At 45.7% G+C, this 14,140-nt stretch carries 16 protein-coding genes, 2 tRNA genes and 1 rRNA gene; 15 read left to right on the top strand and 4 right to left on the bottom strand.

Translation table 11 applies throughout. The features are described from left to right. Nucleotides 1–178: 178 nt before the first annotated feature. The 4 genes from rrf (at nt 179) to IRQ95_RS14155 (ending at nt 1,837) form a co-directional block, all read left to right on the top strand. Nucleotides 179–294 (top strand): 5S ribosomal RNA (rrf, locus tag IRQ95_RS14170). 41 nt (nt 295–335) lie between these two features. Next, nucleotides 336–412, top strand: a tRNA-Asp gene (locus IRQ95_RS14165). Between the two features lie 102 nt (nt 413–514). Further along, nucleotides 515–591, top strand: a tRNA-Trp gene (locus IRQ95_RS14160). Between the two features lie 484 nt (nt 592–1,075). Further along, complete coding sequence (locus IRQ95_RS14155) at nt 1,076–1,837, top strand: YMGG-like glycine zipper-containing protein (protein ID WP_194437537.1); 762 nt, start codon at nt 1,076–1,078, stop codon at nt 1,835–1,837. Nucleotides 1,838–1,896: 59 nt separating this feature from the next. Here the strand turns inward: IRQ95_RS14155 and suhB are convergent, their stop codons facing one another. Then, on the bottom strand, nt 1,897–2,700 hold the full coding sequence (gene suhB / locus IRQ95_RS14150; protein ID WP_194437536.1) for an inositol-1-monophosphatase: 804 nt from the start codon (nt 2,698–2,700) through the stop codon (nt 1,897–1,899). A gap of 177 nt (nt 2,701–2,877) precedes the next feature. On the opposite strand from suhB, the gene trmJ reads away from it, so the two are divergent. From trmJ to ndk, 11 genes are all read left to right on the top strand, one after another. Beyond that, nucleotides 2,878–3,606 (top strand): tRNA (cytosine(32)/uridine(32)-2'-O)-methyltransferase TrmJ, encoded by a 729-nt coding sequence (trmJ, locus tag IRQ95_RS14145; protein WP_194437535.1) that lies wholly within the window; start codon nt 2,878–2,880, stop codon nt 3,604–3,606. A 115-nt stretch (nt 3,607–3,721) separates the two neighbouring features. Beyond that, on the top strand, nt 3,722–4,228 hold the full coding sequence (gene iscR / locus IRQ95_RS14140) for a Fe-S cluster assembly transcriptional regulator IscR (protein WP_194437534.1): 507 nt from the start codon (nt 3,722–3,724) through the stop codon (nt 4,226–4,228). Between the two features lie 29 nt (nt 4,229–4,257). Beyond that, entirely contained in the window at nt 4,258–5,472 is a 1,215-nt protein-coding gene (locus IRQ95_RS14135; RefSeq protein WP_194437533.1) for an IscS subfamily cysteine desulfurase, read from the top strand. Between the two features lie 44 nt (nt 5,473–5,516). Continuing rightward, on the top strand, nt 5,517–5,897 hold the full coding sequence (gene iscU / locus IRQ95_RS14130; RefSeq protein WP_005592829.1) for a Fe-S cluster assembly scaffold IscU: 381 nt from the start codon (nt 5,517–5,519) through the stop codon (nt 5,895–5,897). Nucleotides 5,898–5,962: 65 nt separating this feature from the next. Then, nucleotides 5,963–6,286, top strand: coding sequence for an iron-sulfur cluster assembly protein IscA (iscA, locus tag IRQ95_RS14125; protein ID WP_194437532.1), 324 nt, complete (start codon nt 5,963–5,965; stop codon nt 6,284–6,286). A 60-nt stretch (nt 6,287–6,346) separates the two neighbouring features. Next, nucleotides 6,347–6,862, top strand: coding sequence for a co-chaperone HscB (hscB, locus tag IRQ95_RS14120; RefSeq protein ID WP_194437531.1), 516 nt, complete (start codon nt 6,347–6,349; stop codon nt 6,860–6,862). Nucleotides 6,863–6,882: 20 nt separating this feature from the next. Beyond that, nucleotides 6,883–8,736, top strand: coding sequence for a Fe-S protein assembly chaperone HscA (gene hscA / locus IRQ95_RS14115; protein WP_194437530.1), 1,854 nt, complete (start codon nt 6,883–6,885; stop codon nt 8,734–8,736). A gap of 11 nt (nt 8,737–8,747) precedes the next feature. After that, entirely contained in the window at nt 8,748–9,086 is a 339-nt protein-coding gene (gene fdx, locus IRQ95_RS14110) for an ISC system 2Fe-2S type ferredoxin (RefSeq protein WP_194437529.1), read from the top strand. 133 nt (nt 9,087–9,219) lie between these two features. Further along, nucleotides 9,220–9,414 (top strand): Fe-S cluster assembly protein IscX, encoded by a 195-nt coding sequence (gene iscX / locus IRQ95_RS14105; protein WP_123780022.1) that lies wholly within the window; start codon nt 9,220–9,222, stop codon nt 9,412–9,414. A gap of 152 nt (nt 9,415–9,566) precedes the next feature. After that, nucleotides 9,567–10,853, top strand: coding sequence for an aminopeptidase PepB (gene pepB, locus IRQ95_RS14100; protein WP_194437528.1), 1,287 nt, complete (start codon nt 9,567–9,569; stop codon nt 10,851–10,853). Nucleotides 10,854–10,922: 69 nt separating this feature from the next. After that, entirely contained in the window at nt 10,923–11,348 is a 426-nt protein-coding gene (ndk, locus tag IRQ95_RS14095; RefSeq protein ID WP_075652163.1) for a nucleoside-diphosphate kinase, read from the top strand. 65 nt (nt 11,349–11,413) lie between these two features. Here the strand turns inward: ndk and csdA are convergent, their stop codons facing one another. Genes csdA through panE form a run of 3 tightly spaced genes read right to left on the bottom strand, consistent with a single transcriptional unit; the run spans nt 11,414 to nt 14,121 of the window. Next, on the bottom strand, nt 11,414–12,625 hold the full coding sequence (gene csdA, locus IRQ95_RS14090; RefSeq protein ID WP_194437527.1) for a cysteine desulfurase CsdA: 1,212 nt from the start codon (nt 12,623–12,625) through the stop codon (nt 11,414–11,416). Then, nucleotides 12,625–13,224, bottom strand: a complete 600-nt coding sequence (locus IRQ95_RS14085; protein ID WP_194437526.1) for a DJ-1 family glyoxalase III — start codon at nt 13,222–13,224, stop codon at nt 12,625–12,627. Before IRQ95_RS14085 ends, csdA begins: the two co-directional genes overlap by 1 nt. Nucleotides 13,225–13,239: 15 nt before the next feature. Further along, the gene (gene panE, locus IRQ95_RS14080) at nt 13,240–14,121 is read right to left on the bottom strand and encodes a 2-dehydropantoate 2-reductase (protein WP_194437525.1); all 882 of its coding nucleotides are present in this window, start codon (nt 14,119–14,121) and stop codon (nt 13,240–13,242) included. Nucleotides 14,122–14,140 lie beyond the last annotated feature (19 nt).

Genomic DNA, 14,140 nt, shown 5'->3' with positions numbered 1-14,140 from the left:
GTTGATAGGTCAGGTGTGTAAGTGCTGYGAGGCATTGAGCTAACTGATACTAATTGCCCGTGAGGCTTAACCATACAACACCCAAGGGGTTTTGATGGACTCAAAGCAAGAACAGATTTGAATGTGTAAGAACGCTCTTTATATAAGAGAAWKCAGCTTTCCAGATTAAAGAATTTTTCTCGATGGCCATAGCGCTTTGGACCCACCTGATTCCATGCCGAACTCAGAAGTGAAACAAAGTAGCGCCGATGGTAGTGTGGGGCTTCCCCATGTGAGAGTAGGACACTATCGGGATTATATTTTGGACACTTGCTTTATAGCGAGTAAGCCACTGCGGAGTGGTAGTTCAGTTGGTTAGAATACCGGCCTGTCACGCCGGGGGTCGCGGGTTCGAGTCCCGTCCACTCCGCCACTTATTTGAAGGTTTCGACCTTCGGTCGAATGAGTCCCGCTTGAACGCAAGCCCGGCCATTCCGCCACTTATTTGAGAGTCGTCTCATTAAACACGAACTACAGGGGTGTAGCTCCAATTGGCAGAGCAGCGGATTCCAAATCCGCGTGTTGGGAGTTCGAATCTCTCCACCCCTGCCATCTTTGAAGGCTCTGACTTAGGTCAGAGCCTTTTTTGTTTCTGGTAGAAACAAAATTGGAACGTTCGATATCTAAGATATCTCTCTTCGGGAACATTCCGTATCCTTGATACGTCATTTCGGGATTCGGGAATTGAGGTCGTATGCATCCAAGATGCTCTACATAGGGAACACTTTCGTTTCGGGATGCGTGAATGCTCAACCTCTATGACGCTTCACTTTTAAGAAGCGATCTCTAACCTGCTCTTTTGCTACCATACTCCAACAAGTACTTCTCGACTCTCAATTAAGAACTCTACACTCCCTCGCTCTCGCTCTTGCTTTTTTCCCGCATCCGTAGCGTAGCGTTCCGATCTCCCGCATCCTTCTTTTCGCAACAACCAGTAACATTTATCTTGGTCGCTCTGAAATTGTGCTGACATTCACTGAAGTTCTGCTGACAGTGGTTATTTACCATACAAGCAGTTCAAAAGATGAGGTGTCCTATGAGATTCAACAACAAGCTAGTTCTAACATCGTTTATTGCTGTCCCTTTGCTAGCTGGCTGTGTCACCCCAGGAGAGGATGATCCTAATGCGGCAACCAAACAAGGAGCGGTAGGAGGAGCATTACTTGGGTTAACCATGGGAGCGTTGACTGGAGAGCCTGAATTGGCTGTCAAAGGTGCGGTTGCAGGTGGTGTCGCTGGCGGTGTTGCGGGCGCAAGTCATGATCTACAAAGTAACCGTGACAATATTCGCCACGATAGTCGTAATGATGCAATAGCTACCATTGGCAGTGGTGCGACTCAAGCCACCACACAACAGCATTGGCAGCAGTTAGAAAACTTCGTTGGCAAGTGGAATGTGAATATTCAAAGCCATGTTGTAACTACTGAACATCAAAAAATTTCCGCTCAAGGGCAGCTTGCTTCACTTTCGAAGGCAGATGTTGCGATTTCAAATCAACAAGGCTTAGCGTTAAATGCCTCATTTAGCTATGAACCAAACAGTGGCTATCAAATGCAGGTTGAGAACCAAGCGAAAAATGTGGCGGTAAATTTTGTGGGTGATGCAGACCAGAGCACTAACAAAGTTTCATTCTATCCAACAAATGTTAGTGATGTGATTTATGCAGATATTCCGTCGCAAGATGTGCGTTTGGAATTGAGTTTTGTTGGTGATCAGGTGTGGTTAATCGATAGCTATGCTCATATCGACGGGCAAGAACAAAAACTACAGACTTTCAGATTTACCAGAGTAAGTTAATACAAAAAAGCCCTGCTCAAAGAGCAGGGCTTTTGTTCAATCCACTAAAAGTCGATCGATTATTTAAGCATTGCAGCATTACCGTTTTCACGGATGTGCTTAAGAATACCTTTTACGCCACGTGCGCTAGCTGTAACAATGTTACCTGATTGCATGTAATCAGTGCCGCCAGCAAAGTCAGTAACGATAGCACCTGCTTCACGAGCGATTAGCTCACCAGCCGCGATATCCCAAGGTTTTAGACCAAGTTCGAAGAAACCGTCCACACGACCAGCCGCTACGTAACATAGGTCTAGTGCCGCAGAACCAGTGCGACGGAAGTCAGCACAATCAACGAATAGTGCAGATAGGATCTTGAAGTAAGATTCTGAGTGTTGCTTCTGCTTGTAAGGGAAACCTGTTGCTAGAACAGCGCCTTGTAGGTCTTTAAGTTGTTTAACGCGGATACGCGCGTTGTTTAGCTGAGCACCAGCACCACGTTGTGCAGTGAATAGCTCGTTTTGCATTGGGTCGTAAACACACGCTACTTCTGTTTTGCCTTTAATGCGAACAGCGATAGACACAGCGAAGTGCGGTAGACCTTTTACGAAGTTAGAAGTGCCATCCAGTGGGTCGATGATCCATTGAACTTCCTTATCTTTGCCGTCGATAAGACCGTTTTCTTCTGCCACGATACAATGCTCTGGGTAAGAGGCTTTAATTGTATCAATGATCATTGCTTCTGCTTCTTTGTCTACGTTAGTAACAAAGTCGTTCGTGCCTTTTTGAGTAGATTCGATCTTCTCAACATTTTCTAGTGATTTAGCAATATGGTTGCCAGCTTTTCGTGCCGCACGAATAGCGATATTAAGCATTGGATGCATACAAAATTTCCCAACGGATGTTAAAGAACAGAAAAACGCCGAGAAGTATACACAGAATATTAGGCAAAGGGAAGTGGTTAATTGTTGCACTATTGGCAAGCAAATATGAATCACTTTAACCATTTTTTTCTGCAATGTGATAATATCTCGCCACTTAATTTGGTATAGGTATTTCTCATGCTCAGCAACGTTAAAGTTGTCCTAGTTGGTACATCTCATTCCGGTAATATTGGTTCAGCCGCTCGCGCTATGAAGGTTATGGGATTGAGCAACATGGTGCTTGTTGCCCCCGAGTGTGAAGTCGATGGTCAAGCCATTGCGTTGGCTGCAGGAGCAAGCGATATTGCTCTTAATGCTCAGGTTGTTGATAGCCTAGAAGAAGCGGTAAAAGATTGTGCTTTAGTTGTAGGCTCAAGTGCTCGCTCGCGCACGCTTGAGTGGCCAATGCTTGAACCTCGCGAATGCGGCGAAAAGTGCGCTGTTGAGGGACAAACCAGTAAAGTTGCGATTGTTTTTGGTCGCGAACGTACCGGCCTAACTAATGACGAACTGCAAACCTGCCATTACCACGTTTGTATTCCAGCGAACCCTGAATATACCTCACTCAATCTAGCGATGGCTGTACAGACCATTGCTTATGAGATTCGTGTTGCCTTCCTTGAACAGGAAAAGCAAGGGTTTGCGCCTCAAGCTGAAGAAGCTTATCCACGCCATGAAGAGCTGGAAATGTTCTTTGCACACCTTGAAAAAGTGATGATTGATACCCAGTTTATCTCTGCCGATCAGCCTAACAAGGTTATGAATAAGCTACGTCGCTTATTTAGCCGAGCTCGCCCTGAGCTACAAGAACTTAATACATTGCGCGGAGTATTGACTGCGATAGAGAAGAAAATCGGCAGTCGATAAAGCAACACTAATAACAAGGTTAAATACCTGACTAATTTAGTCAAATAAATACTTGACCATTTTTGTCGGGTATGAAAAACTTGTTACCACATGAACGATGTGGATATGGTGTTATATGAGACTTACATCTAAGGGAAGATACGCAGTTACAGCTATGCTAGATGTGGCTTTACACTCACAGCAGAGTCCTGTACCGCTAGCAGACATTTCAGAGCGTCAAGGCATTTCACTTTCATACTTAGAACAGCTGTTTTCTAAGTTACGTAAAGCGGGATTAGTTGCTAGCGTTCGTGGACCTGGTGGTGGCTACCGTCTAGGTGCAGAGGCGAATACTATCGCTATCGGTACCGTAATTGCTGCTGTGGACGAGTCTGTAGATGCAACTAAATGTAATGGCAAAGGAGATTGCCAAGGCGGCACTCGCTGCTTAACCCACACATTGTGGCGTGATCTTAGTTCACGCATTAGTGACTTCCTTAACAACATCACTCTTGGCGAGCTTATGCAAGACAATGAAGTGATTGAAATTTCAGATCGACAAGACATAGATCTTGCGGTGAACCACGGCCTAGCAAATCGCACTGCATTCGGTGCTGCCGTGGATTTAAATGTCCGCTCTTAAGCGGTCAGCAATGTACATTGGAGTAGAGAATGAAACTGCCGATTTATCTTGATTATTCAGCAACTTGTCCAGTAGATCCTCGAGTGGCTGAAAAGATGGTTCAGTACATGACGATGGATGGTACGTTTGGTAACCCAGCGTCTCGTTCACACCGTTACGGTTGGCAAGCCGAAGAAGCAGTCGACAATGCTCGTGAGCAAATTGCTGATCTGCTAAATGCAGACCCACGTGAAATTGTATTCACGTCAGGCGCGACAGAGTCAGACAACCTTGCGATTAAAGGTGCTGCACACTTCTATTCAAAGAAAGGTAAGCACGTAATCACATGTAAAACAGAACACAAAGCTGTACTTGACCCATGCCGTCAACTAGAGCGCGAAGGTTTCGAGGTGACTTACCTAGAGCCTGAATCAAATGGTCTAATTGACCTGAAGAAACTTGAAGCAGCAATGCGTGATGATACTGTGTTGGTTTCTATCATGCACGTAAACAACGAGATCGGTGTTATCCAAGATATCGCAGCGATTGGCGAACTATGCCGTGAGCGTAAAGTGATTTTCCACGTTGATGCAGCGCAATCAGCAGGTAAGCTACCAATCGACGTTCAACAGCTTAAAGTCGATTTGATTTCTCTTTCTGCACACAAAGCATATGGCCCTAAAGGCATCGGCGCGTTGTATGTACGTCGTAAGCCACGTATTCGCCTAGAAGCGCAAATGCACGGCGGTGGTCATGAGCGTGGTTTCCGTTCTGGCACGCTACCTACTCACCAAATTGTGGGTATGGGTGAAGCATTCCGCATTGCAAAAGAAGACATGCAGAAAGATTACGATCACGCGATGGCATTACGTAACCGCTTGCTGAACGGCGTGAAAGATCTTGAAGCAGTAACTGTGAATGGTGATTTGGAGCAACGTGTTCCTCATAACCTTAACGTGAGCTTCGCATTTGTTGAAGGTGAATCTTTATTGATGTCACTTAAAGATCTCGCGGTATCATCAGGTAGTGCTTGTACATCAGCAAGCTTAGAGCCTTCATACGTACTTCGTGCACTTGGTCTAAATGACGAATTGGCACACAGTTCTGTTCGCTTCTCGTTTGGTCGTTTTACCACTGAAGAAGAAGTGGATTACGCAATTGAACAAATTCGCGTAGCAGTTATTAAGCTACGTGACATGTCTCCTCTATGGGATATGTACAAGGAAGGGATTGATTTAGATACGGTTGAGTGGGCGCACCACTAATCGCTTAATCTCCCAGTTTATGTAGAGGATTCGAGGTAAATATTATGGCATATAGCGAAAAAGTAATTGATCACTACGAGAACCCACGTAACGTTGGTTCGTTTGACAAAGAAGATCCATCAGTAGGTAGCGGCATGGTTGGCGCACCAGCTTGTGGTGACGTAATGAAGTTGCAAATTAAAGTAACGCCAGAAGGCATTATTGAAGATGCGAAGTTTAAAACTTACGGCTGTGGTAGTGCTATCGCGTCAAGCTCATTGGTAACTGAATGGGTTAAAGGTAAGTCAATTGACGAAGCAGCAGCAATCAAGAACTCTGAAATTGCAGAAGAGCTAGAACTTCCTCCTGTGAAGGTTCACTGTTCTATCCTTGCGGAAGATGCAATTAAAGCAGCAGTTGCTGACTACAAGAAAAAACATCAGTAAAATCGACGTAAAATAATGGGAGCGTCGCTCCCATTTCATTGGTATATCAAAATTCAAGGTGCAGTATGGCCATTACATTATCAGACGCAGCAGTTAGCCGAGTACGAGCTTTCCTAGACAATCGAGGGAAGGGCGTTGGTTTGCGACTTGGAGTTAAAACGACAGGTTGTTCTGGCATGGCTTACGTCCTAGAATTTGTCGATGAAGTAAACGAAGAAGATGAAGTGTTTGAACACAAAGGTGTCAACGTTATCATTGATAAAAAGAGCCTAGTATATCTCGATGGCACAGAGCTGGATTACGTTAAACAAGGGTTGAATGAAGGTTTTGAATTCAATAACCCTAACGCAAAAGGCGAATGTGGCTGCGGTGAAAGCTTCAACGTTTAATTCTTGCTCTCCTGCTTGATAGCGTTAAGTGGGAGAGACTTTACCAAGGGTCAGATTTTAATGAATCACTTTGAATTATTTGGGCTACCAACTCAGTTTGAACTGGATGGTAGCCTTCTTTCTTCTCAATTCCGCGAATTACAAAAACGTTTCCATCCTGATAACTTTGCCACTGCATCTGAACGTGACCGCTTAATGGCAGTACAGAAAGCTGCGCAAATTAATGATGCTTATCAAGTGCTTAAGCAGCCGATCTCGCGAGCAGAATACATTCTGTCGGAAAATGGCGCTGATATTCGCGGTGAGCAACAAACAATGCAAGATCCGATGTTCTTGATGGAACAAATGGAATTGAGAGAAGAACTGGAAGAGATCCCGGGTTGTGCAGATCCTGAATCTGCGCTGTTTGATTTTGATGGCAAAGTCTCAAAGATGTACAAAAAGCAATTAGTTAGCGTGGAAGAACAATTAAACCAAACGCAGTGGGCACAAGCAGCCGATGGCGTTCGCAAACTAAAATTCATTGCCAAACTAAAAAATGAAATTGAGTTAGTTGAAGATAAACTACTCGGTTAACCCAAGAGCAAGGACTAACAATGGCATTACTTCAAATTGCAGAACCGGGTCAGAGCTCAGCGCCTCATGAGCACAAGCTTGCCGCTGGTATTGACTTAGGTACAACAAACTCATTGGTTGCTTCAGCTCGTAGTGGCAACGTCGCTCCGCTAGAAGATGCGCAAGGTCGCCGTATTTTGCCATCTGTCGTTCGCTACATTGGTGAAGAGAAGCAAGTTGGTCAAGAAGCTCTTGATCAGGCCGAACTTGATCCTGCCAATACTATTATTTCTGTTAAGCGCCTCATTGGTCGCTCTTTGACTGACATCCAGCAACGTTATCCATCTTTGCCTTATCAGCTACAAGCTAGCGAAAATGGTTTGCCGATTCTGCAAACAGCTTCTGGCTCAAAAAACCCAATTGAAGTATCAGCAGATATCCTGGCCGCTCTTAAACTGCGTGCCGAAGATACTTTAGGTGGCGAGCTGGCGGGTGTTGTGATTACCGTGCCTGCGTACTTTGACGATGCACAACGAGCTGGCACCAAAGATGCTGCTAAACTGGCAGGCTTACACGTACTGCGCTTGCTCAATGAGCCAACAGCGGCGGCAATCGCCTATGGCCTCGATTCCGGTCAAGAGGGTGTGATTGCTGTCTATGACTTGGGTGGCGGCACATTTGATATCTCAATTCTGCGTCTATCTAAAGGTGTATTTGAAGTATTGGCAACCGGTGGTGATTCTGCACTTGGCGGCGATGACTTTGACCATCTACTCGCAGATTTCTTGCTTGAGAAGACCGCTTTAGAAGCACCATTATCAGCGGAGCAAAATCGCACCTTACTAAACGTAGCACAAAGAACCAAACAAGCTTTCTCTGAGCAAGACTCTGTGGCCGTTGATGTTTTTGGCTGGCAAGGTGAGGTAACTCGCTCTGAGTTTGAAGAGTTAATTCATCCATTAGTAAAGAAAACGTTGATGTCTTGTCGCCGTGCGCTAAAAGATGCTGACGTTGAGCTTGAAGAAGTCAACGAAGTGGTAATGGTTGGTGGTTCAACACGTACGTTGTTAGTACGTGAGATGGTGGGTGAGTTTTTTAACCGCACACCGCTGACGAGCATTAACCCAGATGAAGTGGTTGCGATTGGCGCGGGTATTCAAGCTGATATCTTAGTGGGTAATAAACCTGACTCAGAAATGTTACTGCTGGATGTGATCCCACTGTCATTGGGTATCGAGACCATGGGTGGGTTGATTGAAAAAATCATTCCACGCAACACCACGATTCCTGTTGCTCGTGCACAAGAGTTTACCACTTTTAAAGATGGTCAAACGGCAATGAGCGTACACATTGTGCAAGGTGAACGTGAGATGGTTGACGATTGCCGCTCACTGGCTCGTTTTTCACTCAAAGGTATTCCACCAATGGCGGCAGGTGCTGCGCATATTCGTGTCACTTACCAAGTTGACGCTGATGGCCTATTGTCTGTAACGGCGATGGAAAAGAGTACCGGTGTTCAGTCTGAAATTCAGGTTAAACCATCTTACGGTTTGAGTGATGATGAAGTAGCAAACATGCTACGTGATTCTATGACCTATGCCAAAGAAGACATGCAAGCTCGCGCGTTAGCTGAGCAGCGTGTCGAAGCTGATCGCGTGATTGAAGGTTTGATTGCAGCACTGCAAATGGATGGCGATGAGCTGCTGTCAGCACAAGAAAACCAAGACCTTCTGAAAGCAATTGAAGCATTGATTGCCCTGCGCAATGGCGATGATGCCGATGCGATTGAAATGGGAATTAAAGAGACGGACAAAGCAAGCCAAGAGTTTGCGTCACGCCGTATGGACAAATCGATTCGAGCTGCGTTGTCAGGTCAATCTGTTGATGATATTTAAGAGTAGAAGTCATGCCTAAAATTATCGTTTTACCACATGAAGACCTATGCCCTGAAGGTGCAGTGTTAGAAGCTGCGGCAGGTGAAAGCGTACTAGACGTTGCCCTAAAAAATGGCATCGGTATTGAACACGCATGCGAAAAATCGTGCGCTTGTACCACTTGTCACGTGATCATTCGTGAAGGCTTTGACTCACTAGATGAGAGTGATGAGCTGGAAGATGACATGCTTGATAAAGCATGGGGTCTAGAGCCAGAATCTCGTTTGGGTTGCCAAGCGCGCGTTGCGGATGAAGATCTCGTGGTTGAGATCCCGAAGTACACGCTTAACCACGCTTCAGAAGATCACTAAACACTCGTTATAGTTGGAGCTGCGGCGTGATTAAGTTGTCGCTGCAATTACTCTGAGTATCGTGTTAAGCAATCAGTGAGTAATTAGTTATTCAGTAATTAGTTATTTCAACGAAAATATAAGGAAGTGAGCAATGAAATGGACCGATTCACGCGATATCGCGATTGAGCTTTGCGATAAGTTTCCAGAAGTTGATCCAAAAACAGTCCGTTTTACCGATCTGCACCAATGGATCTTGGAGTTAGAAGATTTTGACGATGAACCAAATCGTTCAAATGAGAAGATTCTTGAAGCCGTGATCTTATGCTGGATGGATGAGGCAGATTAACTGCGGTAAAACCTCGCAGAGTTAACAGTTTTTATCAAAATAAGCGGGCCTTTTGGCCCGTTTTTTTATCCAATTGACATTTTTACCTGACAAAATGCTAACATCAGAGCGTAGATGGCAGGTAATGCTAAAGATTCAGACAAGGAGAAATCATGTCTACACAGATGTCGGTATTTTTAACCCAAACAGAAGCTGCACCAGCATGGGGCGACAAAGCGATTGTTTCATTTACGGAGCAGGGTGCGACCATCCACCGTGGTGAAGGACATGACTTAGGCGCAATCCAGAGAGCGGCTCGCCAATTCGTAACACAAGGCATTAAAAAAGTATCGCTGGCCGGAGAAGGCTGGGATCTTGAAGGCGTTTGGGCTTTCCATCAAGGTTTTCGTGAACCTAAAAACAGCACATCTTTCGATTGGCCTGCACTTAGCGAAGCAGACCAAGCAGAGCTAGAAGCGCGCATCAAAGCGACGAAGTTCACTTGCGAAATTATCAATAAATCCGCAGAAGAAGTAGCGCCGCGTCAGCTGGCAACCATGGCTTCTGAATTTATTAAATCAGTCGCGCCAGAAGGCACAGTAACGGCTCGTATTGTTAAAGATAAAGACCTTTTAACCGAAGGTTGGGAAGGTATCTACGCGGTGGGCCGTGGCTCAGAGCGTACTTCTGCAATGCTACAGCTAGACTTCAACCCGACCGGTGACGAAAACGCGCCTGTGTTCGCATGTTTAGTCGGCAAAGGTATTACGTTTGACTCAGGCGGTTACAGCATCAAGCCATCAGACTTTATGACGGCGATGAAAGCCGATATGGGCGGTGCCGCAACTATCACTGGTGGTCTTGGTCTGGCTATCATGCGCGGTTTGAACAAACGCGTGAAGCTGATTTTATGTTGCGCTGAAAACATGATTTCAGGTCGTGCATTAAAACTTGGCGACATCATTACCTATAAAAATGGTAAGACCGTTGAGATCATGAATACGGATGCGGAAGGCCGCTTGGTTCTAGCTGATGGTCTATTGTATGCCAGCGAACAGAAACCTGAGCTGATCATTGACTGTGCGACGCTTACAGGCGCAGCGAAGTACGCTCTAGGTAATGATTACCATGCGTTAATGAGCTTTGATGATGAGTTATCACATAAAGCGCTAACGTCGGCACGTGAGGAAAAAGAAGGCTTGTGGCCACTGCCTCTAGCAGACTTCCACCGTGGTATGTTGCCATCTAATTTCGCTGATCTATCCAATATTGGCAGTGGCGACTTTAGTCCTGGTGCAAGTACGGCAGCGGCATTTTTATCTTTCTTTGTCGACGACTATAAGAAAGGTTGGTTGCACTTTGATTGCGCGGGTACCTACCGTAAATCGGGCACCGTAAAACTGGCTCCAGGTGCAACGGGTATGGGCGTGCGTACTCTTGCTCGCATTTTGACTCAATAAACAAAACAGCAACTTGAGCAGCAGTTAGACTGTAAGTTGATAATTAAAAGAGAAGTAGAAGGAAACCTTATGGCTCTAGAAAGAACTTTTTCTATTGTTAAGCCCGACGCGGTTAAACGTAACCTAGTTGGTGAAATTTACAACCGTATTGAAAAAGCAGGTTTAAGCATTGTGGCGGCCAAAATGGTCCACCTTAATGATGAGCAAGCAAGTGGCTTCTATGCTGAACATGAAGGCAAAGAGTTTTTCCCTGCACTGAAGGAATTCATGACTTCAGGTCCAATTATGGTACAAGTTCTTGAAGGTGAAGATGCGATTGCTCGTTACCGTGAACTGATGGGTAAAACCAATCCTGAAGAAGCTGCGTGTGGCACTATCCGCGCTGATTATGCACTTAGCATGCGTTATAACTCAGTACACGGTTCAGACAGTCCAGCGTCTGCTGAGCGTGAGATTGCATTCTTCTTCCCTGAGTCAGAAATCTGTCCTCGATAATTATCGATTGAAAATGAAAAGAGCCTCGAATGAGGCTCTTTGTTTATTTGGCATTGGCACTCGGCCTAAAGCATATCTAAACACTTATCTATTGCTTGTAGTACACGGGCAACATCTTGTTCATCATTGTAAATCGCATAAGAAATGCGAATAGTCCCCGTGATGCCAAGAGCATCCATTAGCGGATGGGCGCAGTGATGACCAGAACGAACCGCGATACCTTGCTGATCGAGCAAGGTAGCCAAATCTTGGTGGTGGACACCGTCGACGACAAATGAGAGCACTGAGGCATTAGCTTGATAGCCAATTACACGTACATCATCATATTGAAGCAGGGCTTGATAAGTTTGTTCGGCTAAGTGATGAATATGCTGTTCAACACGGCTGCGATCGAATTGTTGGTACCATTCAATTGCTGTCGCTAATGCGATAGCGCCGGCAACATTTGGCGTGCCTGCTTCAAACTTGCCTGGTAATTGGCTGTAGGTGGTGCCACTAAACGAGACCTTTTCCACCATTTTGCCACCACCGTGCCACGGCGGCATTGCCTCCAGTAGTCCCAGCTTACCGTAAAGCACGCCAATTCCGGCAGGGGCAAAAATTTTGTGCCCTGAGAAGACTAAAAAGTCTGCATTTAACGTTTGAACATCGATAGCTTCATGCACAATCCCTTGTGCTGCATCAATTACAACAACAGCACCTGCGTTATGAGCAAGCTCAATCAAGCTTTCAATTGCTTGGCGAGTGCCAGTGACATTGGTGGTATGAGCAAGGGCGACAATTTTGGTTTTTTCGCTTAGTAGTTTGGAAAACTCGACGCTATCAAGTTGGCAATCTAGCGTCATTGGCGCTTTCACAATTTTTGCTCCGACTTGCTCTGCGACAATCTGCCAAGGTACGATATTCGCGTGATGTTCCATCTCGCCAACCAAGATTTCATCACCGGCTTGTAGCGTATTACGCGCGTATGTTTGCGCGATAAGGTTGAGCGCTTCGGTTGCTCCGCGTGTCCAAATGATCTCTTTTTCGCTTGATGCATTGATAAATTGTGCGACTGTGCTTCGAGCTGCTTCAAACTGACTGGTTGCCTTGGCTGTTAGGCTATGACTACCACGATGTACGTTCGCATTTTGTGCGCTGTAATATTGAGTGATAGCATCAATGACAATTTGTGGTTTTTGTGTTGTCGCAGCGCTGTCGAGATAGACCAAAGATTGATTATTCACATCTTGGTTTAGTGCAGGAAACTGGCCGCGAATAGAAGCAACTTCAAGCATTATGCTTCACCTATTTCGTGGTAATGAAGGGTTGGAATCGTCACCATAGGCTCAGCGACTGTCCAAGCATGAGCTTTGCCTGATAAACGAATAATGACTTCTACGGCGAATTCAAGTGCCGTGCCAGGGCCTTGGCTAGTGAGCAGATTGTGGCTTACATCATAAGTAACGCGTTTAACGCGCCAGTTTTTAGCCGGGATGTGGCTTTCAAAGCTTGGGTGACATGTCATTAGCGCATCTGGATAAAGGTTGTGATGGGCAAGCACTAAAGCGGGCGCTGCGCAAATAGCGGCAACTAATTTACCTTCATACATCTGTTGGCGAACGATTTCGACTAAAACGGTGCTGTCGCGAAATACTTCGGAACCACCAACGCCACCGGGTAAGATCACCGCATCAAACTCATCATCAGCGATATCGACCAAGCGGCAGTCGGCTGTTAGTGTGACACCACGCGAGGCTTTCATGGTTAGCCTACCATCGGATTCCGCACTAGCGACGACGACGTCATAGCCGGCTCGAACCATGATGTCGATGATCGTCACCGCTTCCATCTCTTCTGTACCTGTGGCAATGGGTACTAGCACTTTTTTATTCATCGTTTTCTGACCTCGTTACCAGCGTTGTTCAATTTGTTTAATCGCCTGAAATAAGGCTTGGTTGGTTGGCACGCCTATTTTGTGCTTATTTGCGCACTTCAGTAGATAGCCTGTAATAAAGTCTATCTCGCTAGCACGTTGATGGGCAATATCTTGCTCCATTGAGGAAAAGTTGTTGCTGGTGGCGTGAATAACTTGATCAACCATAACGGCTAGATTCGTTTCAATCGCATCAACGCCTTCTGCTTGCATCACGCGGCAAACTTCACTGATTATTGATTGTAGTTGGTCGCGGAACTCCGTGCGCGTGAGCTCGCCATTGCGGATTTGATGGATCGCGGTGAGTGGATTTATCGCGCAATTGATAGCGAGTTTGTTCCATAGCGCATGTTCGATTTCGTCGTGCCAAGCAACTTCAGCAAGCGCGTGATTAAAAACATCGACTAAAAATTCGCATTGCTTGGCTTTGTGGTTTGCAGCACCTAATAGTGTTTTTCCTTGTCCTGTATGTAGAACATGGTTTGCAGCCTTGCGATAAGCACCGTGCGTAGTGGTTGCCAATACCAGCGGATTCTCGGGCATTAATGTCTTTATTTTGTCAGCCGTCCCCATGCCGTTATGCATGAGGATCACAACCGCTTCAGGGGCGATATGATGCCGAATGTTGGTTAAAACCCTTTCAACCAAAGGCGCTTTGAGAGTGACTAATATGATATCTGACTGTTGTAAGGCCTGAGGATCATTGTTCATCAATAGCAGCGAAGGATAGTCATCTCGCTGAATGGCCAATGTCGCTGTATTTTGACGGCTCCATAAACAGACACGATGCCCGGCATCATGTAGATAACTTGCCCACAAGGAACCTATTGCTCCCGGACCCACAATACTTATATTCATACGATGCTATTGAACTTAA

This window comes from Vibrio fluminensis (assembly GCF_015278125.1).
In the GTDB taxonomy this organism is placed as follows: domain Bacteria; phylum Pseudomonadota; class Gammaproteobacteria; order Enterobacterales; family Vibrionaceae; genus Vibrio; species Vibrio fluminensis.
Note: the sequence above shows the minus strand (reverse complement) of the source record. Positions and strands in the feature narration are given on the sequence as shown.